Raw genomic sequence first — 18,788 nt, forward strand, 5'->3', positions numbered from 1 at the left:
CGACCTTGGTCGCAGAGAGCCCAAAGGCGACGAGCCAACCGTCATACTGAAATCTGAAACGGTTCAGCGACGGTTTTCGATGCCCATTCTTCTGGAAAAGCTCTGCCCGCCTGCACTACCTGACACCGTCGTGGCCCGGGAAAGGCTGAACGACTGCTTCGCACTCAGCGAGCGGGTCCGCCTGTTGATGGTCCAGGCACCGCCCGGCTACGGCAAGAGCACGCTGCTGGCCGAGCGTCTGACGCAACTGCAGCAACCCTCGGCCTGGCTGTGCCTGGATGCCCGCGATGACGAGCCGGAGCGCTTCGCCGTCTACTTCCGTGAAGCATTGACCCGCCTGTGCCGTGAGCTCGATCTCGCGCTCGAACTGCCCGAGGCCGACAATCTGGCCGAAGCCGTCGAAACCTGGCTGGCCCTGCTACCGGTTCAAGCCCCGCCGGGCCGGCTGGTGCTGGACGACGTTCAGCACCTGACCCACCCATCGATCCTCGAAAGCCTGCGCCACTGGTTGTGCCACCAGCCACCCTGGCTGACGCTGACCCTCGCTTCACGCACGCGCCCCGCCCTGGGCCTGCCGGAACTCCGGCTGCGCGGCGAACTGGAGGAGATCGGCCTGAGCGAGCTGGCCTTCGATGCGGAGGAGGCGCAGACCCTGTGTGCCGAACAGCTCAGCCTGCCGCCGACCCGGGTCAGCCTGGAGCGCGCTCTGCGCCGCACCGAAGGATGGCCGCTGGCGCTCGCCTGGCTGATCGAGCGCACCACGACCCTGGCCTCCTTCGATACGCTGCTGGAGCGACTCGACGGCAGCCATCCGGACTTCGTCACCTGGTTCGACGAGCTGCTGGCGCGCTGTATCGACGAACAGGACCGTCAGCTGCTGCTGCAGCTTGGCGTGCTGGAGCGCTTCTCTCCCAACCTGGTCGCCAGGCTGCTGGAGGGCGAGCGGCTCTCTCAGCGGCTGGAGGCGCTGGAGCGGGCCGGTCTGTTCCTCGAGCGGGTCGAACCTCATTCGCAATGGTTTCGCTTCCATCAACTGTTTGCCGGCTACCTGCGCCATCGCCGCCACGAGCTCAGCCTGACCACACAGCACGAGCTGCATCAGCGCGCCAGCAACGCCTGGCTGCGTCTGGGCAACCCCGCCCTGGCCCTGGCCCAGGCCATCGACGCCGAAGCCCCCGAGCCGTTGGCCGAGCTGCTCGAGCGCGAGGGTCCCGGCCTGCTGGCCAACGGCCACTTCTCGCTGTTGGCGCGAGGTCTTGCCGCCCTCGGCGATACTCGCCTGGTCGACTCCCCCCGGCTCACCCTGCTGCACGGCTGGGCCTCGCATGCCCAGTACCATTTCGATCGCACTCGCCAAGCCATTGGCTGGATCGAGGCGCAGCTCGAACTGCCCGGATGGGCCGAGCTGTCCGCGGAGTTCGCCACCCTACGGGCGCAGTTGGCGATCAACGAAGGCGACGCCGAACGGGCGGCACCGCTGGCAGAACAGGCCCTGACCCTGCCGCCCCGCTATCTGGCCACGACCCCGCTGACCGCCGCGGCGATACTGGCCGAGGCGCGCTTCGTCCAGGGCCACCTGGACGAGTCGCTGCAGCGCATCCACAGCGTGGAGCGTGAAGCCAATCGTACCGGTGACGCGCAGATGCTGCTGTGGGCGCTGTGCCATCAGTCCGAGACGCTGGTGGCTCAGGGTCGTCTGCAGGCCGCCTTCGACGTGCAGGAGCGCGCCATCGCTCACGTCGAGCACTCCGGCCTCGACCGCCTGCCGGTGTGCGAATTCCTCTACCGTATCCGCAGTCAGGTGCTGTGGGAGTGGCAGCGTCTGGAAGAAGCGGAGGAGGCAGCGCTGAAAGGCATCGAGGTACTCGACAGCCAGGGCGAGCGCTGGACGCTGCAATGCCACATCGGCCTGGCCAAGGTAGCGCTGTCGCGGGGCGATCAGGCCCAGTGCGCCGACCATATCCGCCGCCTGCGCAAGATTCTGGTGCAGGGCAACTATCACATCGACTGGCAGGCCAATGCCCATGCCACCCTGCTGGCCTGGTGGCAGGCCAACGGCGATCTCGACGCCGTGGCCCGCTGGCTGCAGGAGGCACCGCCCGGCGACCCGACGAAGGCCAGCAACCACTTCGCGCAGTGCAACCTACGCAATCACGCTCGCGCCTTGATCCTGCTCGGCCGCTTCGACGAGGCCGAGGCACTGCTGATCGAGCAGGAACGCCAGACCGCACGGCTGGGGCTTACCACCGACGCCAATCGCAACCGGATCTGCCTGGCCGGGCTGGAGTGGCAACGCGGCCGGCCCGATGCGGCCCTGGCGCATCTGGCCCAGGCGCTGACGCTCGCCACACGTACGGCGCTGGCCGGCAGCTTCCTGCGTCTGGGCCGGGCGCTGCCTGAGATGCTCAAGGGGCTGCTGGCCGAGCATGAGCTGGAGCCCCTGGCCCGGGGCCACGCCGAACGGCTGCTCGACCTTGCCCGCCGCCAGCGCGAGTTCGGCCGCGCCGTGCGCCTGATGCTCGACGACTCGGTCATCGACGACATCGTCTCGCGCCCCGACGTGCCGGAGCTGATCCGCACCTCGCCGCTGACCCGCCGCGAGTGGCAGATCCTCGGCCTGATCCATGCCGGGCTCTCCAACGAGCAGATCGCCGAACAGCTCTCGGTCGCCCCCACCACGGTCAAGACCCACATCCGCAGCCTCTATCAGAAACAGAACATCCGTCGCCGCGAAGAGGCCATCGCCCTGGCCGGCGAGCTGCTGTCGCGCATCCAGGGGGAGTAGGCCGCGCGGCCGGACTCAGCCCCCCGCCTACGCCTCCCCTGTGCCGGGGCGTAGAGGATTCACTGCACTGCCCATGGCGTCACCATCGAGCCTACGTTTCTCCGTATGGCACGACGACAAGGACAAGGCATGAACACACAGCACATCTTCGGCAGACAGGGACAGGACTGGTGGCGCGGCGCGGTGATCTACCAGATCTACCCGCGCAGCTTCATGGACAGTAACGGCGACGGCATCGGCGACCTGCAGGGCATCATCGACAAGCTCGACTACATCGCATCGCTCAACGTCGACGCGATCTGGATCTCGCCCTTCTTCACCTCGCCGATGAAGGACTTCGGCTACGACGTGGCCGACTACCGCGGCGTCGACCCCATCTTCGGCACTCTGGATGACTTCGACCGGCTGGTGGAGGCAGCGCACGCCCGCGGGCTCAAGGTCACCATCGACCAAGTGCTGTCGCACACCTCCGATCTTCACCCCTGGTTCGCCGAGAGCCGCACCAGCCGCGACAACCCCAAGGCCGACTGGTACGTATGGGCCGATGCCAAGGCCGACGGCTCGCCGCCCACCAACTGGCAGTCGGTGTTCGGCGGCAGCGCCTGGCAGTGGGACACCCGGCGCTGCCAGTACTACCTGCACAACTTCCTGGTCAGCCAACCGGACCTCAACTTCCGCAATCCGCAGGTCGTCGAGGCCATTCTCGACGAGGTGCGCTTCTGGCTCGACCGCGGCGTCGACGGCTTCCGCCTCGATGCGATCAACTTCTGCACCCATGGCGAACTCGTCGACAACCCGCCACGCAGCAGCTCGGCAGAAGGCTTTCTCGGCGTGCGCCCCGACAACCCCTACGGCTACCAACTGCATCTGCACGACAAGACCCAGCCGGAGAACCTGGCCTTCCTCGAGAAGCTGCGCGCCCTGCTCGACGAGTATCCCGGCACCACCAGCGTCGGCGAGGTGGGCGACGACGATTCGCTCAACGTGATGGCCGCCTATACCCAGGGCGGCAAGCGTCTGCACATGGCCTACTCCTTCGATCTGCTGGGCGAGCGCCACGACCCCGAGTTCCTGCACCAAACGCTGACCGCCATGGAAGCGAAGATCGGCGACGGCTGGCCGTGCTGGGCACTGGGCAACCACGACGTGCCGCGCCTGGCGACCCGCTGGAAGGCACAGGACGACCCGGCCAGGCTGCGTCTCTATCTGGCCTTCCTGCTGACCCAGCGTGGCAGCGTCTGTCTCTACCAGGGTGAGGAGCTGGGCCTGCCCGAGGCCGAGCTCACCCTGGAGCAGCTCGTCGACCCGGCCGGCATCACCTTCTGGCCGGCCTACAAGGGGCGCGACGGCTGCCGTACGCCGCATCCCTGGTGTGCCGAAACCCGCCACGGCGATTTCTCCCGGGGCGAGCCCTGGCTGCCGGTGCCCGACGAACACCTGGGACTGGCCATGCGGCACCAGGACGAAGCCCCCGATTCGCTGCTCAATGCCTACCGCACCCTCCTTGCCTTCCGCCGGGAACACGTGGCATTGAAGAAGGGCGAAGTGCGCTACCACCCGGTGCGCGACGAGGTGCTGTGCCTGGAGCGCTCCTATCCCGCGCGAGAGCCCAACGAGCGCCTGTTGGTTGCGCTCAACTTCAGCGACGCGCTGCGCACCCTGCCCGCCCCGCGGGAAGCGCAAGCGCTCGACGACGCCCCGGCGCTGGTCAATGGCGCATGGGCCAATGGCGAGGTCCAACTGCCGCCCTGCGGCATCGCCATCGCCCGCTGTCCGGCACGGGAGGAGATCGTATGGGACGTCTGACGCTTGCCGGCATCGGCAAGGATTACGCGGGGGTCGAGGTCTCCCGCGACATCGACCTGACCATCGAGGACGGCGAGTTCATCGTCTTCGTCGGCCCTTCCGGCTGCGGCAAGTCCACCCTGCTGCGCATGATCGCCGGCCTCGAGGACATCAGCCACGGCGAGATGCGCCTCGATGGCGAGCGCATCAACGAGGTGCCGCCCCAGGAGCGCGACATCGGCATGGTGTTCCAGTCCTACGCGCTCTACCCGCACATGACGGTGGCCGAGAACATGGCCTTCGGCCTCAAGCTCGCCCGCACCGACAAGGCCGAGATCCGCCGCCGGGTGGAGCATGCCGCCGAGATGCTGCACCTGGGCGAGCTGCTCGAACGCAAGCCCAAGGAGCTCTCCGGCGGCCAGCGCCAGCGTGTGGCCATCGGCCGCACCCTGGTCAAGGAGCCGGCGGTGTTCCTGTTAGACGAACCGCTCTCCAACCTCGACGCCGCCCTGCGGGTCGACATGCGGGTGCAGATCGCCGAGCTGCACCGGCGCCTGGGCGCCACCATGATCTACGTGACCCACGATCAAGTGGAAGCGATGACCCTGGCCGACCGCATCGTGCTGCTGGCCGGGGGTCGCATCGCCCAGGTCGGCGCCCCGCTGTCGCTCTATCACTACCCGGCCACGCTGGAGGTGGCGCACTTCATCGGCTCGCCGCGCATCAACGTGGTGCCGGTCGAAGTGCTCGATCCCGGCCGCCAGCGCACCTCGGTGCGCCTACCCGGGGGCGAGACGCTGGCCGTGGCGGTCGACGGCGCTCGGCTGCTTGCCGGCGACAAGGCCACCCTGGCCGTACGCGCCGAGGACTTCGTCGCCCCTGCCGACGCCGAGGCCCGCCTCGCGGCCAGGCTCATGGTGGCCGAAAGGCTCGGCTACGAGACACTGGCTCATCTGCGGGTAGAGGGCGTCAGCGAGACCCTGACCCAGCGCCTCGACGGCTTGACCCACCTGGAGGACGGCCAGCCGCTCGAACTGGGACTATCCGGCGAGCGCTGCCACCTGTTCGCCGCCGATGGCGAGGCTTGCCCGCGGCAGGTACGGATTCCCGGTGTCACTCATTGAGCACGGGCAAGAACTTGCCCAACGGGCAACTTCTTGCCCGCCTCAGGCAATGGATTGCCTGAGTTAACTTAGCCTTTTCGCTCCCTTTCTTCTTACCCCATTGTTTTTACTTTATTAGCCAAAAACTGGCACCTCGCCTGCAGAGACTTGGCCATGTACGCCTCCAGGAGGAAGCATGGCCTCTGAAAACGGACTTCACTTCACCCTTCAGCTAGCCGATGCCAGCTCGCCCGACACCGAGGGCCTGGCGGTCATCGAGTTCACCCACCGGGAACGGCTCTCCGCCCCCTTCGAGCTCACGGTGCGCTTCGCCAGCCGTAACGGCAGCCTTTTCGCCCGCGACATTCTCGACCGCGAAGCCACCCTGACGATCTGGCAGGACGACGAGATGCTGCGCCAAGTGAACGGCATCGTCAGCGAGTTCGCCCGTGGCGACCGCGGCCACCGCCACACCTTCTACCGGGTCGAGATCCGTCCCGCCCTGTGGCGCCTTGGCCTGCGCCAGAACTCGCGCATCTTCCAGGAAGTCTCGCCGCTCACGGTGCTCAATACCCTGTGCGACGAGCACGGCCTGACCGATCTCGCCTTCGCCGCCACCCGCGAGCCCGAGGCTCGGGAATACCTTACCCAGTACCGTGAAGACGATCTCGCCTTCGTCGAGCGCCTGGCCGCCGAAGAGGGGCTGTTCTACTTCCATGAATTCTTCCAGGTCGGTGGCGACGAGGACGCCCGCGCTGCCCACCGTCTGGTGTTCGCCGACGCCCCCCAGGTGCTGAGCCACCTGGGCGAGCGTACCTACCACGGTCGCGCCGGGGGCACGCCGCCGGCGCGTCACGTGCGCAAGCTGCAGCAGCATGCCCGGGTCGCCCCGGCCTCGGCCACGCTCAAGGACTACTCGTTCAAGAAGCCTGCTTACGGACAACTGCATGATCACGCCGCACGCGAGCTGGAAGCTCACGGCCAGCGAAGCGACTACGAACACTACGACTACCCCGGGCGCTACAAGGCCGACGCCTCCGGCCAGGCCTTCACTCGCATTCGTCTCGAAGCGCTACGCCGTGGCGCCAATACCGCCGATGCCGAGAGCGACCTGCCCGAGCTTGCCCCAGGCACCCGTTTCACCTTGACCGACCACGACCTCATTGAGCTCAACCGCGACTGGCAGGTACTCAGCGTCATTCACCACGGCAAGCAGCACCAGGCGCTGGAAGAGGACGGTTTCGTACAGGGCAGCGACCAGAGCGATGGGCAAGGGAATGGTGGCCTGCGGGGGCGGGCAGGCTCGGAAGCCATGACCCGCTACCACAACGAACTGGTGCTCATGCCCGCCGACCAGGCCTGGCGCCCCGAGCCCAACCCCCGGCCCCGGGTCGACGGCCCCCAGATCGCCTTCGTCGTCGGGCCCGAAGGTGAAGAGATCCATTGCGACGAGCATGGCCGGGTCAAGGTGCAGTTCCCCTGGGACCGCTATGCCGAGCCGAATACCGCCGGGGCTGAAGGCGAAGCCGCTGTAAACGGTGCCAGCGCCTGGTTGAGAGTGAGCCAGGACTGGGCCGGTGGCGGCTACGGCAGCATGGCGATTCCGCGTATCGGCCATGAAGTGATCGTCAGCTATCTGGAGGGCGATCCCGATCAACCGCTGATCACCGGGCGGATCTACAACGCCGTCAGTACACCGCCCTACGAACTGCCGGCGCACAAGACCCGTACCGTCATCCGCACCCAGAGTCACCAGGGCGAAGGATTCAACGAACTGCGCTTCGATGACGAAGCCGGCCAGGAGCAGATCTGGCTGCACGCCCAGAAAGACCTGGAACTGCTGACCCACAACGACCGCACCGAAGAGATCGGCCACGACAGCCACCTCACCGTGCACCGCAACCGCATCAGCGAGATCCACGCCGACGACCACCTCACCGTGCGCGGCCAGCGCCACCTCAAGGTCGACGGCGACGACCACCTCATCGTCGGCGCCACGCGCCACGAAAAGACCGCCCGCGCCCAGCTCGTCGAAGCTGGCCAGGAGATCCACCACCAGGCCGGCAGCAAGACCGTGATCGACGCCGGCGCCGAGATCACCCTCAAGGCCGGCGGCAGCTTCCTCAAGCTCGACCCCAGCGGCATCACCATCGTCGGCGCCCAGGTCAAGATCAACTCCGGCGGCAGCCCCGGCTCGGGGAGCGGGCAAGCCACAGCGGCGGCGCTGCTGCCGGGTGCCGCCACGCCGGAAGCCAGCGAGGACGTGACGCTCAAGTCCAGCGGTGCGCCGCTCATGGGCGGCTTCATGGCGGCGGCCATGGCCGTCGCCGCCGCCACGACACAGGACGAAGCCGAATCAGACGCGAGCGAAGACACGACCGACTCGAGCGTAGACGACCTGGTGGAAGCCAGGCGCCAGAAGGCGGCACGCTGGCAGTGTCGCCAAGGCCAGATCGCCGCTGCCAGAACCCGGCTCGACGCCATGCCGCCGGGTGGCCCCCGCGATACCCTGGCCGCCACCACCGAGCGCTTCGAGCGCAACAACGTCGCCGTGGAGCACGCCCGGCTGGCCCAGCATGTCTACGACCCCAGCCAGCCCGTGCCGGTGGGCTGGGGGGATAGCAGCCAGGATGCAGAGCTATTGGAAGAATTGGGGTTAACCCCCTCTGACCTGTATCCCGAAGAGAGCTCCTTCAGAGGCGGACTGTATCTACCTGACCCAGATGTCTTTGGAAACGCCTTGGCACCGGCAATTGGCTTCAGGGGCACGGACTTCTCGAACCGGGAAGATATCCGCAACAACATAGCTCAAGGGCTCAATCTGCCGTCCGATTATTATGAAAGGGCAGTTAAGATAGGAGAATCACTTTCGGCAGGTGGATCTCATATACATCTGGCAGGCCACTCTCTCGGGGGTGGTCTAGTCTCCGCCACTTCACGCGCAAGCGGCCTGCCCGCAACGACATTCAACTCCGCCGGTCTGCATCCCAATACTGTGGAACGCTATGGCGGCACGCTGCATCAGCCCAGGCCCGAGAATATCCAGGCCTTCCGCGTCGCGGGAGAGATACTCACACTGCTGCAGGAGCGGCGGCTGAGTTCCACGCTCGTCGCGGCCGGGGTGGGCGCGGCACTGGGCGGTGGAACCGGTGCCCTTGCCGGAGCCGCCGGCAGTACCCTGCTGGCCACGCTGATGCCGGATGCAGTGGGCACGCCCTATCGACTTCCCGGCCGGGGCATCAATCCGATCGAGCGTCACAGCATGGTGCAAGTCATCGAGGGACTGGAGGCCCAGAAGTCGATGGATCAGGGTATCCTGGCCGAAGCCACGGGACATCACTGCACGTAGGGAGACATCATGCAGACCAAGCCACAGCGCCCTTTTCGCTCACGCTATCACTCACTTCTGTTGCTGGTACTGTTCTTCCTTGCCAGCGGCTGCCAGCCAACTCAGGGATTGACCATGTCACGTACTCACACTGCCGGCGAGCTCTTCAGCGGCCCACATCTCGAGCTGGCCAGAGCCATCGAACGCAACGATATGGCGGCGCTGCGCCACGGGGCCGAAGGGGTCGATCTTACTGCCAGGGGCGAGCAGCAGATGACCCTGATGTGGTTCGCCCTGCTTCAGCAGAATCCCGATGCCGTACGCACCTTAGTCGAGCTGGGCGTCCACCCCAGTGAAAGTCAGATGGAAGGAGCCGAAGCTCGCACCCCGCTTGGGGCAGCATTGATGAGTCCTGACACTCGTTACTTGAGTGCAATGCTTGAAGGTGGCTTACCTGCCAATGACGAATCAAGTGACGGCACTCCCCTTCTTCACCGAGCTATTACAAGTGGAACATTGGAACATATTAGGTTGTTGATTGAGTACGGTGCCGATATTGATAGCCAAAACAGTATAGGCAGGTCCGCTTTTCATGATGCTTGTCTAGGAACCAAGCCAGAAATAGCCGCATATCTACTCGAAAACGGAGCGAAGTTAGATACTCGGTTAGCGACAGGAGTTACTCCTGCATGGGTGGTACATGACAGGCTCCAGCGCTTGCCTCCTGGTGACATTCGCCAAGGCCTTGAATCAGTACGCGACATGATGATCGAGCGCGGCGTCGAATTTCCCCCGCCCTCTCCCGTCGAGGTTCGCGAGCAGATGCGCGCCGAGGGGCTGACACCCCGCGTGCCTCCCGGTCACGACCGCTAGGAATCGACGGAGAAGCAACGCCCGCCGGCTTGGCCGTGCGGGCGCACTCCTCTCGCGGTGATACAAGCCACCATCCTGAGCAGGCCTCTAGCCCTTCACGCCCCCCGCCGTCAGTCCGCCGATGATCCAGCGCTGGCAGATCAGGAATGCCACGGTGATCGGCAGGCCGGAGAGCACCGCCGCCGCCGCGAAGTTGCCCCAGCGCTGGTTGTGATCGGCCAGGTACTGCTGGGCGCCGACGGCCAGGGTCAGCTTGTGTTCGTCGACCAGCAGCACCGAGGCCATGGGGTACTCCATGATGCTCATGACGAAGGCGAGGATGAACACCACCATCAGGATCGGCAGCGACAGCGGCAGCAGGATGTAGCGGAACGCCTGCCAGGTGCTGGCGCCGTCGACCATGGCGGCCTCCTCCAGCGAGCCGTCGATCGATTCGAAGTAGCCCTTGATGGTCCAGATGTGCAGCGCCACCGCGCCCAGCGAGGCGACGATCAGCGCGCCGTGGGTGTTGATGCCGAGCCAGCCGACGAACTGCCCCAGGCGGTCGAACAGGGCGTAGAGCGCCACCAGCGAGAGCACCGCCGGGAACATCTGGAAGATCAGCATGCTCTTGAGGATCGGCCCCTTGCCGGCAAAGCGCATACGAGCGAAGGCGTAGGCGCTGGTGGTGGAGAGCAGCACGATCAGCAGCGACGACACCAGCGCCACCTTGACCGAGTTCCACAGCCACAGCAGCACCGGAAACGGCGGCTGCACCACCGTGCCGTCGGCACGCTCCCAGGGGATGCCCAGCGCCAGCGACCAGTGCTCCAGGGAGAAGCGCTCCGGGATCAGGCTGCCGGTGGCGAAATTGCCCTCGCGGAACGAGATCGAGATCACCAGCAGCAGCGGGAACAGGATCAGCGTGAGAAAGCCGATCAGGGCGAGATGGGCCGCCAGCTTGCGCCAGCGCAGGGAACGCGGTTGTACCATGGCCATGAGAGTTCTCCTGTGACCTTGCGAATCAGACCCTGACCTTGGCCAGGCGCAGGTTGAGCAGCGCCAGCCCCGCCACCAGCAGGAAGATCAGCGTGGCGATGGCGGCGGCCAGGCCGAAGTTCTGTCCGGCGTCCTGGAAGGCGATGCGGTAGGTGTAGCTCACCAGCAGGTCAGTGGTGCCCGCCGGCGTGCTGGCGCCGAGAATGTCGGGGTTGCCTCCGGTGAGCAGCGCGATCAGCACGAAGTTGTTGAAGTTGAAGGCGAAGCAGGCGATCAGCAGCGGCGTGAGGGGCTTGATGATCAGCGGCAGGGTGATCTGGAACAGGTTGGTCAGCGGACCGCCGCCATCCACTGCCGAGGCCTCGTAGAGATCCCTGGGGATCGACTGGATCAGCCCCATGCACAGCAGCAGCATGTAGGGGTAGCCGAGCCAGGTGTTGACGAGCAGCAGCATGCTGCGGGCGAGCCAGGGATCGGTGAACCAGTCGGGGCGTACGCCGAACAGGGCGTCGAGAATCAGGTTTATCTCGCCGAAGTGCTGGTTGAACATGCCCTTGAAGATCAGGATCGAGATGAACGCCGGCACCGCATAGGGCAGGATCAGCAGGGTGCGGTAGAGCGCCTTGCCGCGTAGCTGGTCCCACTGCAGCAGCGAGGCGAGCACGAAGCCGACAATCAGGGTGAAGACGACGGTGAGACTGGCGAAGGCGAAGGTCCAGACGAATATCTGAATGAAGGGGCCGCGGATATCGGGGTCGAGGAAGATCCGCGCGTAGTTGTCCAGGCCCACCGCCACCGGCCAGCCCGGGGTGATGCGCTCCCCTTCTTCGGTGACGAAGAAGCCCGTCTCTCCATCGGCGCTCAACAGGAGACCGTCGCGGCGGTCGTACAGGCTGCCGTCGTCGCGGGTCTCGTAGCGGTCAAGCATGGGCGCGTAGTGGCGCAGCCCGGCCATGCGCAGCTCCAGCCCTTCAGGCGTGGTCAGCACCAGATTCTGCAGCGCAGCGCGATAGGCGATCACCTCGCGCATGGCCAGCGGCTCGCCCATCGGCTCTCCCTCGGCGGGCTGAATGGCGACATGGCGTCGTTCGCTGTCCTGCAGCGACATCGGGCCGGTGACGAAGCGCGAGACGCCCTCCAGTGCCTCCTCGAGCTCGGCCTCCGCCTCACTGGCTGCACTCGGCGCTCCCTCCCGCTCCAGATAGAGCCGCACGCCTTCGTCGCTCGAATGGAGCTGAAAGCCGAAGGTGGCACTCTCCTCCTGATAGGTACGCGCCAGCAACTGGGCACGCACCCGCTCCTCGCTGAGCAGGTTGCTGGAGCTGTAGTTACTGAAGCTGATGCCGACGGTGTAGAGCAGCGGAAAGATGACGAATAGCGCCATGCTGGCCACGGCGGGAAAGATGTAGCGGTGGCTCATCAGTGTGCGGCGGGTGAAGACTACGCCCAGCGCGGCGCCGAGCACCAGGAACAGCAGGGCAAAGATCGGCTGGCCGTTGAGGTGGAAGGCCAGCACCAGCCACAGCAGGGCCAGCACCAGCGCTGCCACCAGGCCGCGCAGTGCCCAGCGGGTGTAGCGCTCGGCGGGATAGCGGGAGCGATGACGCGGCAGCCCCCGGGAAGCATTGACGGTGTACATGGGTAGCGTCCTGGGCCGGGCCGGCGACGCCTGCCGCCGGCCGAGGCATCGAGCGGGTTCGTTACTGGCGCATGCGGCGGGCCGCGGCGTCCAGCGCTTCGCGAGGCGACTGGCGGCCGCTGCCGATGTTCTGCAGCGCCGGCTCCATGGCGGCCCAGAAGGCGCCCATCTCGGGAATGTTGGGCATCGGCATGCCAAGCTCGGCGTTCTCGAGGGTGGCGGCGATGTTGGGGTCGCGCTCCAGCTCCTGCTGGTAGGCGATATGCGCCACCGCCCCCAGGGTGCCGTCGCTGTTGAAAGTGCGCATGCCCGCTTCGTCGAGCAGGTAGTTCTCGAGGAACTCCACGGCCAGGAAATCGTTGGGCGAGGCGGTGTTGATCATCGCCGCCATCACGCCGAACATCGGCCTGGCGCGCTCCTCGCCCACCCTGGGCAGCAGCGCCACACCGTAGTCGATACCGCTCTGCTCCAGATTGCTCCAGGCCCAGGGGCCGCTGATCATGGCGGCCACCTCGCCGCGATTGAAGCGCGTATCCATGATGCTGTAGTCGGTGCCCCGCGGCAGCACGCCGCTCTCGATCAGCTCCACCAGCAGCTCGGCGCCCTGGATGGCTCCCTCGTTGTTGACGCCGATGTCGTCGACGTCGAAGCCCTCTTCGGTCTGGCGGAAGGGGTAACCGCCGTTGGCCGCCAGCAATGTCCAGCCGTAGTAGGGCTCGCCATAGTCGAACAGGATCGCCTTCCTGCCCTGCTCGGTGAGCTCGGCGTCGAGCTCGGCAAGCTCGGCGAAGCTCTGCGGCGGCGCTTCGACCAGCGCCTTGTTGTAGATCAGCCCCAGCGCCTCCACCGAGATCGGGTAACCGTAGTGCTCGCCGTTCCACAGGGTGGCGTCCCAGGTGAAGTCGAAGTAGCGCTCGCGGAAGTCGCGCGTGGGCGAAACGGGTGCCAGCAAGCCGCTCTGCGCCCATTCGCCGATGCGGTCGTGGGCCCAGATCACGATGTCCGGCCCCTGTCCGCTGCCGGCGGCCTGCTGGAAGCGGTCGGTAAGGTTGTCGGGATTGACGATCCGTACCTCGATGCCGGTGTCGTCCGCGAACTGGCGAGCTACCTCACGGATGCCGTCGTAGCCCTTGTTGTCGCCCATCCAGATCGTCAGCCGGTCGCCGTCGAAGGCATGAGAGGAGAAAGCCTGGCCGCTGCCGAGCGCGACCAGCACGGGGAAAAGCACACCGTGGCGTGTCCGATGCATGAGTTGGAACCTCCGGGTTGTTGTTATCGACGCCAGTGCCGTTGCGGCACGGCGATAGCGAGCACGTCCAGACTCGCCAATTGCGGAGTCGGCGTCCTCCTCCCCGGGGGGCGTAGCGGTGGCGTATGGGTGGGGCGTAGCGGTGGCGTATGGGTGGGGCGTAGCGAGTAGTGTGGCAGGAGTATTGCGAAGGTCAGCGCGGGCGGCATGGAGAATGCCGCCCGCTGAAAGTCACTCGATGTTGCCTATTCGGCCTCGAAGCCGTGCTGGGCCAGCCAGTCGCGCAGGAAGGCGATCTCCTCTTCCTGGGCCTCGATGATCTCGCGAGCGAGGTCGCGAATCGCCTCGTCCTCGCCGTGCATCAGCACGACATTGGCCATGTCGATGGCCCCCTGGTGATGCGGAATCATGCCGCGGGCGAAATCGGCATCGGGGTTGCCGGTGAACTCGATCGACATGTCTTCGTGCATGCGCCGATTGACCTCGCGGTAAGCTTGCACGGCCTCGTTGTCGGCGTGCTCGTCGGGCTCGTGAACGTGGTCGTGATGGTCCTCCTCGTCCTGCGCCTCGGCCTCGTCGCCATTGACCTCGTCGCCATTGACCTCGTCGCCGTTGCTCTCGTCGTCATCGGCATCGTCGCCATTGGCTGCTTCATCGATCTCAGCGTCCTGCTGCGGCTCGGCCTGACCGATCTGCTGCTGGGCCTGGGCCTCCTCTTCCGCCGCCAAGGCCGGGGCGGCCAGCAGGGCACTGCCGGCCAACACGACGGCCAGTGCCGACCAGGTACGTACTGTGAGGATGTGCGACATGCTGCTCTCCTTTACCATGTGAGTCGTACGAGTACGATAGAACCAAGCGCCGTGCAGTGCGTTGCAGCGGCGCATCAGGAAACAATTCATTACCGAGACTACCATGGACTGGAATCCCGCCTTGATCTGGCTGGCCATCGCCCTGCTGCTGGGCTTGGCCGAACTCTCCTCCGGCGGCCTGGTGCTGCTGTCGCTGGGCGTGGCTGCCGCCCTGACCTCGGCGCTGGCCGCGCTGGGCCTTACGCTGCCCTGGCAGCTGCTCGCCATGGGCGTGTTCTCGGGCATTCTCATCCCGCTCGCCGTCAAGGTGATCCGCCCGTGGTTCTCGCCCAGAGGGGTGGCCTACGGCACCACCGGCACGGGGGTGGAGAAAGGCCATACCTACACCACGCTCAAACGCGACTTCGACGGCGCCAGCGGGGTCAAGATCAACGGCGACTTCTATCGCCTGCGGGTCGCCGAGACCGGTGAGACCGAGCTGCCCGAGGGCTCGCTGGTGCTCTTCCAGCACTTCGACGGCACCACCGCCGTCGTCAGCCACGTTCAAACATAGCGCCACTCGCATGACCTTGGCGGAGCCCCTTCCGGCCCCGTCCCTACGCAACTGCAAGGAGTGAAAGTGAATATGGATCTTCCCATCAACCCGGGGTTGCTGATCGCCCTCATCGTCGTCGTCATCGGCATCCTGATCATCGCCAAGGGGCTGGTCATCGTACGCCAGTCGGAAGTGATGGTGATCGAGCGCCTGGGCTCGTTCAACCGCCTGCTGGAGAGCGGCATCAACATCATCATTCCGTTCATCGAGCAGCCCCGCGCCATCACCATGATCCGCTACCAGAAGCGCGGCGAGGAGTACTTCCCCATCACGACCAACGAGGCGAGGATCGACCGCCGGGAAACGGTGATGGATTTCCCCGGCCAGCCGGTGGTGACCACCGATAACGTCACGGTACGCATCAATGGGGCGCTCTATTATCAGATCATCGATCCGCGCCGTGCCGTCTATGAAATAGAGAACATGAGCCAGGCGGTGGAAGTGCTGGCCAAGACCACCCTGCGCTCGGTGGTGGGCAAGATGGAGCTCGATAAACTGTTCGAGTCCCGCGCCGAGGTCAACAACGAAATCCAGGCCGCCATGGAGGAGCCCGCTTCAAAGTGGGGGGTGAAGATCTCACGGGTCGAGGTGCAGGACATCGCCATGCCCGAAGAGGTCGAAACCGCCATGCGCCTGCAGATGGCCGCCGAACGCAAGCGCCGCGCCACCGTGACCGAAGCCGAGGGCGAGAAGGCCGCCGCCATCGCCAAGGCCCAGGGTCAGCGCGAATCGGCAATCCTCAATGCTCAGGGCGACAAGGAGTCGGCCATTCTGCGCGCCCAGGGCGAGCAGGAGTCGATCAAGCTGGTGCTGAGCGCCATCGGCGACAGCGACGAGCACAAGCGCACTGTGGTGGGTTATCTGCTCGGCCAGAGCTATATCAAGGCACTGCCGACCATGGCCCAGGACGGCGAGCGGGTATTCGTGCCCTACGAATCCTCCGCCCTGCTCGGCTCCATGGGAATGTTCCGCGAAATGGCAGGCTCACCGGAAGACACCGTGGCGCAGCACCTGCGCAGCGGCGAGCGCCAGAGCGGCTTTCGCAGCGGTATCGTCGGCGGAGCGGCCAGCAGCTAATGATGGAACCTGGGCATCGGCTGTCAGGCCGATGCCCCGGTACATGCCACGACAGCGACTGGCCCAACGACAGCAACTGGCGATCGGGCAGGAAGCATCGTGGACCGATATGCGTTAAAATACGGGCATCGGCAAATTCGAGGCAGTCCCCATGACCAAGGTATCCCTCAAGACCAAGCAGGACTATTTTGCCAAGGTCAAGCAGCATAACTATGCGGCCAGCCTGCGCCTGGAAGGGTTCAGCGCTCCCGATGTGCCGCATGCACTGCCCAGCAAGTCCGCCACGCTGGAAAAATATCGCCAGCGTTGAGCGTGGCCACCAGCCGCTGTCATGGACAAGTACGGCGTCGGCCAGGATCCCTACTGTTACGACGGTACCAACGTTTTCAGGAATCTCCTCGAGATTCGTGACGATGCAATCCTGCAGGAAGCCGAACGCGAGCTGACGACCATTGCTGCCGACGGGATTCCTTTCTCTCTCCCGCCCTACGATTTTGACTATCTCAAGTCGCTGCACAGGCAACTCTTCCGTGACCTTTATCCTTGGGCCGGCGAGATCCGTGCCATCGACATTTCCAAAGGCGATACGCGCTTTTGTCATTGCGACCGCATCGAGCCGGAAGCCAAAAAACTGTTCGCCCAGTTAGTACGCGCCGACTGGTACACAGGCCTTGAACGTGACGAATTGATAGTGGCCGCCGCCGAGTTCTACGGCGATCTCAATGTCCTGCACCCCTTTCGAGATGGCAACGGCAGGGCGCAGCGTATTCTCTTCGAGCACCTGATCATCAATTGCGGCTATGAGATTTCATGGGCTGGGCTGGATCGGGACGAGTGGATTCGAGCCAACATCGCGGCTTACTACTGCGATTACGACCCCATGGTCGCGGTTTTCAGGCAGTGTATCGGCGCGCCGCTTACCGAATGACGAAGCCAGCTCAGTCGCTTGCAGGTAGCCCACCAAACCTCGCCAGCTGCATTTCCTGCAGCCGGCTGAGGGTGCGCCGGAAGGCGAAGGCCAGGTAGCCATCGGTGTAGAGTTCGTCCATGGCGACTTCGGCTTCGATGTGGAGCGGCACGCGGCGGTCGTAGCACTCGTCGACCAGGGCGATGAAGCGGCGCACGCCATCGTCGCGCCGGGACAGCGGAGGCAGCTCCCGCTCTCCGGCTTCGACACGCTCGGCGCCGTCCTCGGTGCCACGGGCGATACGCCTCGCGGCGGCGACATCGCTCAGCCGCGGCACTTCGCTGAGCAGCACATGGTCGAACTCGTCGGCCAGGGCGATAAAGTCGAGCGCGGCCAGCGGCTGCTCGCACAGCTCGGCATAGCGACACCACACCACTCGCCGACTGCGCCGCTCCACTGCGATGCGGCGGTGGCCCAGCTCGATGGGCTCACGGCTCGTCGGCAGCCCTTCGCTCAGGCGCGCGAAAACGCTGGTGAGGGCGCTCGGCCGGCCGGGCTCGGCCACCCAATAGCGCTGGCATGCCCGACCGGGGCGCAGGCGATGATCGAAGCCGCCGTCCAGCTCCACCACCTCCAGGTAACGCTCGATGGCGGCAATGGCCGGCAGGAAGCGCTCGCGGTTGAAGCCGTCGGCATAGAGCTGGCTCGGCGCCTGGTTGGAGGTGCACACCAGCACCACGCCATGCTCGAAGATCGCCTGCAACAGGCGTCCGAGCAGCATGGCATCGGCGATGTCGCTGACGAATAGCTCATCGAGGCAGAGCACGCGCACCTCGGCCGCCAGCTCCCGCGCCAGCGCGGAGAGAGGATCGGCGGTACCGCTGAGCTGGAACTGGCGCTGGTGCACCCAGCGCATGAAGTGATGGAAGTGCAGGCGCCGGGAAGGCACCCGCAGGTGGCGGTGGAAACCGTCCATCAGCCAGGTCTTGCCGCGCCCCACCGGTCCCCACAGGTAGACGCCGGCCACGGCCCTGCGCTGCTCCGCGGCACCCTCATCATGCAGCGTCTGGAAACAGGCATCGAGCCGTGCCGCAGCGCTCTGCTGGGCCGCGTCCGGCGCAAAACCTTGGCGTTCTACCGCCTCGCGATAGAGCGTCAGCGGCGAGGCGGCGGTCATGCCTCCAACTGGCGCCACATGATGGTGACCGCTTCGCCCCGGTAGTTCAGCTCCTCAAGGTCCTGCCAGCCTAGGCGGCGATAGAGCCCCTGTTGATCGGGGGTATAGAGGTAGAACTGGCTGAAACCGCTGTCCACGGCTTCCTCCTCGACGCGGCGAATCAGCCGGGCGGCGATGCCCTGCCCACGCCACTCCGGCAGCACGAACACCGAGGCCAGCCAGGGGGTGAGGTCGGGCCGGCTGTCCATGTCCTCGGCCAACAGGGCCGCCGTACCTACCGGCCGATTGCCGTGCATGGCCACGAACACCGAGGGCACGCCGCCTTCCCCGCACTCGCGACGAAAGGCCTCGCGGTAGGAGTCGGCGGTGCTACCCGGATGCAAGTGGCCCCATTCGGCGAAGGTCCAGCTTGCCACCGTATCAACGTGGTCCGACTCGGGGATCAAACGGACGAGGGTGATGTCGCGCATGCCGATTTCCTTA

15 protein-coding genes and 1 pseudogene are annotated in these 18,788 nt (G+C 65.6%); 10 read left to right on the forward strand and 6 right to left on the reverse strand.

The window, feature by feature from the left end; all coding sequences use genetic code 11:
* Positions 1 to 79: 79 nt before the first annotated feature.
* The 6 genes and pseudogenes from malT to HOP59_RS19735 all read left to right on the forward strand — a co-directional run bounded on the left by malT (position 80) and on the right by HOP59_RS19735 (position 9,874).
* On the forward strand, positions 80 to 2,785 hold the full coding sequence (gene malT, locus HOP59_RS19715) for an HTH-type transcriptional regulator MalT (RefSeq protein WP_234255249.1): 2,706 nt from the start codon (positions 80 to 82) through the stop codon (positions 2,783 to 2,785).
* A gap of 129 nt (positions 2,786 to 2,914) precedes the next feature.
* Positions 2,915 to 4,591 (forward strand): alpha-amylase family glycosyl hydrolase, encoded by a 1,677-nt coding sequence (locus HOP59_RS19720; RefSeq protein WP_234255251.1) that lies wholly within the window; start codon positions 2,915 to 2,917, stop codon positions 4,589 to 4,591.
* Positions 4,579 to 5,694, forward strand: a complete 1,116-nt coding sequence (gene ugpC / locus HOP59_RS19725) for a sn-glycerol-3-phosphate ABC transporter ATP-binding protein UgpC (protein WP_234255253.1) — start codon at positions 4,579 to 4,581, stop codon at positions 5,692 to 5,694. The genes HOP59_RS19720 and ugpC overlap by 13 nt, the downstream gene beginning before the upstream one ends.
* 175 nt (positions 5,695 to 5,869) lie before the next feature.
* Positions 5,870 to 7,939: pseudogene (locus HOP59_RS19730) on the forward strand (type VI secretion system Vgr family protein); the annotation flags it as partial.
* Between the two features lie 216 nt (positions 7,940 to 8,155).
* The gene (locus HOP59_RS23730) at positions 8,156 to 9,022 is read left to right on the forward strand and encodes a Tle-like phospholipase domain-containing protein (RefSeq protein WP_479688663.1); all 867 of its coding nucleotides are present in this window, start codon (positions 8,156 to 8,158) and stop codon (positions 9,020 to 9,022) included.
* A gap of 9 nt (positions 9,023 to 9,031) precedes the next feature.
* Complete coding sequence (locus HOP59_RS19735; RefSeq protein ID WP_234255255.1) at positions 9,032 to 9,874, forward strand: ankyrin repeat domain-containing protein; 843 nt, start codon at positions 9,032 to 9,034, stop codon at positions 9,872 to 9,874.
* Positions 9,875 to 9,961: 87 nt separating this feature from the next.
* On the opposite strand, the gene malG is transcribed toward HOP59_RS19735, so the two are convergent.
* The 4 genes from malG to copM form a co-directional block, all read right to left on the reverse strand.
* Complete coding sequence (gene malG / locus HOP59_RS19740; protein WP_234255257.1) at positions 9,962 to 10,852, reverse strand: maltose ABC transporter permease MalG; 891 nt, start codon at positions 10,850 to 10,852, stop codon at positions 9,962 to 9,964.
* Positions 10,853 to 10,877: 25 nt separating this feature from the next.
* A complete protein-coding gene (gene malF, locus HOP59_RS19745) occupies positions 10,878 to 12,491 on the reverse strand; it encodes a maltose ABC transporter permease MalF (RefSeq protein WP_234255259.1) in 1,614 nt (537 codons plus the stop codon).
* A 61-nt stretch (positions 12,492 to 12,552) separates the two neighbouring features.
* Complete coding sequence (gene malE / locus HOP59_RS19750) at positions 12,553 to 13,740, reverse strand: maltose/maltodextrin ABC transporter substrate-binding protein MalE (RefSeq protein WP_234255261.1); 1,188 nt, start codon at positions 13,738 to 13,740, stop codon at positions 12,553 to 12,555.
* A 245-nt stretch (positions 13,741 to 13,985) separates the two neighbouring features.
* Positions 13,986 to 14,549, reverse strand: a complete 564-nt coding sequence (copM, locus tag HOP59_RS19755) for a CopM family metallochaperone (RefSeq protein ID WP_234255263.1) — start codon at positions 14,547 to 14,549, stop codon at positions 13,986 to 13,988.
* 103 nt (positions 14,550 to 14,652) lie between these two features.
* On the opposite strand from copM, the gene HOP59_RS19760 reads away from it, so the two are divergent.
* The 4 genes from HOP59_RS19760 to HOP59_RS19775 all read left to right on the forward strand — a co-directional run bounded on the left by HOP59_RS19760 (position 14,653) and on the right by HOP59_RS19775 (position 17,149).
* Positions 14,653 to 15,102 carry a nodulation efficiency, NfeD-like protein gene (locus HOP59_RS19760; RefSeq protein ID WP_234255264.1) on the forward strand — a complete coding sequence of 150 codons (450 nt, stop codon included), beginning with the start codon at positions 14,653 to 14,655 and terminating at the stop codon, positions 15,100 to 15,102.
* Positions 15,103 to 15,174: 72 nt separating this feature from the next.
* Positions 15,175 to 16,221, forward strand: a complete 1,047-nt coding sequence (locus tag HOP59_RS19765; protein ID WP_234255265.1) for an SPFH domain-containing protein — start codon at positions 15,175 to 15,177, stop codon at positions 16,219 to 16,221.
* 151 nt (positions 16,222 to 16,372) lie between these two features.
* Complete coding sequence (locus HOP59_RS19770) at positions 16,373 to 16,531, forward strand: YhfG family protein (protein WP_234255267.1); 159 nt, start codon at positions 16,373 to 16,375, stop codon at positions 16,529 to 16,531.
* Positions 16,532 to 16,552: 21 nt separating this feature from the next.
* The gene (locus HOP59_RS19775; RefSeq protein ID WP_234255269.1) at positions 16,553 to 17,149 is read left to right on the forward strand and encodes a putative adenosine monophosphate-protein transferase Fic; all 597 of its coding nucleotides are present in this window, start codon (positions 16,553 to 16,555) and stop codon (positions 17,147 to 17,149) included.
* Positions 17,150 to 17,159: 10 nt separating this feature from the next.
* On the opposite strand, the gene zapE is transcribed toward HOP59_RS19775, so the two are convergent.
* Both zapE and HOP59_RS19785 read right to left on the reverse strand, forming a co-directional pair.
* On the reverse strand, positions 17,160 to 18,305 hold the full coding sequence (zapE, locus tag HOP59_RS19780; RefSeq protein ID WP_234255271.1) for a cell division protein ZapE: 1,146 nt from the start codon (positions 18,303 to 18,305) through the stop codon (positions 17,160 to 17,162).
* Complete coding sequence (locus tag HOP59_RS19785) at positions 18,302 to 18,775, reverse strand: GNAT family N-acetyltransferase (protein WP_010626671.1); 474 nt, start codon at positions 18,773 to 18,775, stop codon at positions 18,302 to 18,304. Before HOP59_RS19785 ends, zapE begins: the two co-directional genes overlap by 4 nt.
* Between the last annotated feature and the right edge of the window lie 13 nt (positions 18,776 to 18,788).

It is taken from the genome of Billgrantia aerodenitrificans (assembly GCF_021404405.1).
Lineage (GTDB): Bacteria > Pseudomonadota > Gammaproteobacteria > Pseudomonadales > Halomonadaceae > Halomonas > Halomonas aerodenitrificans.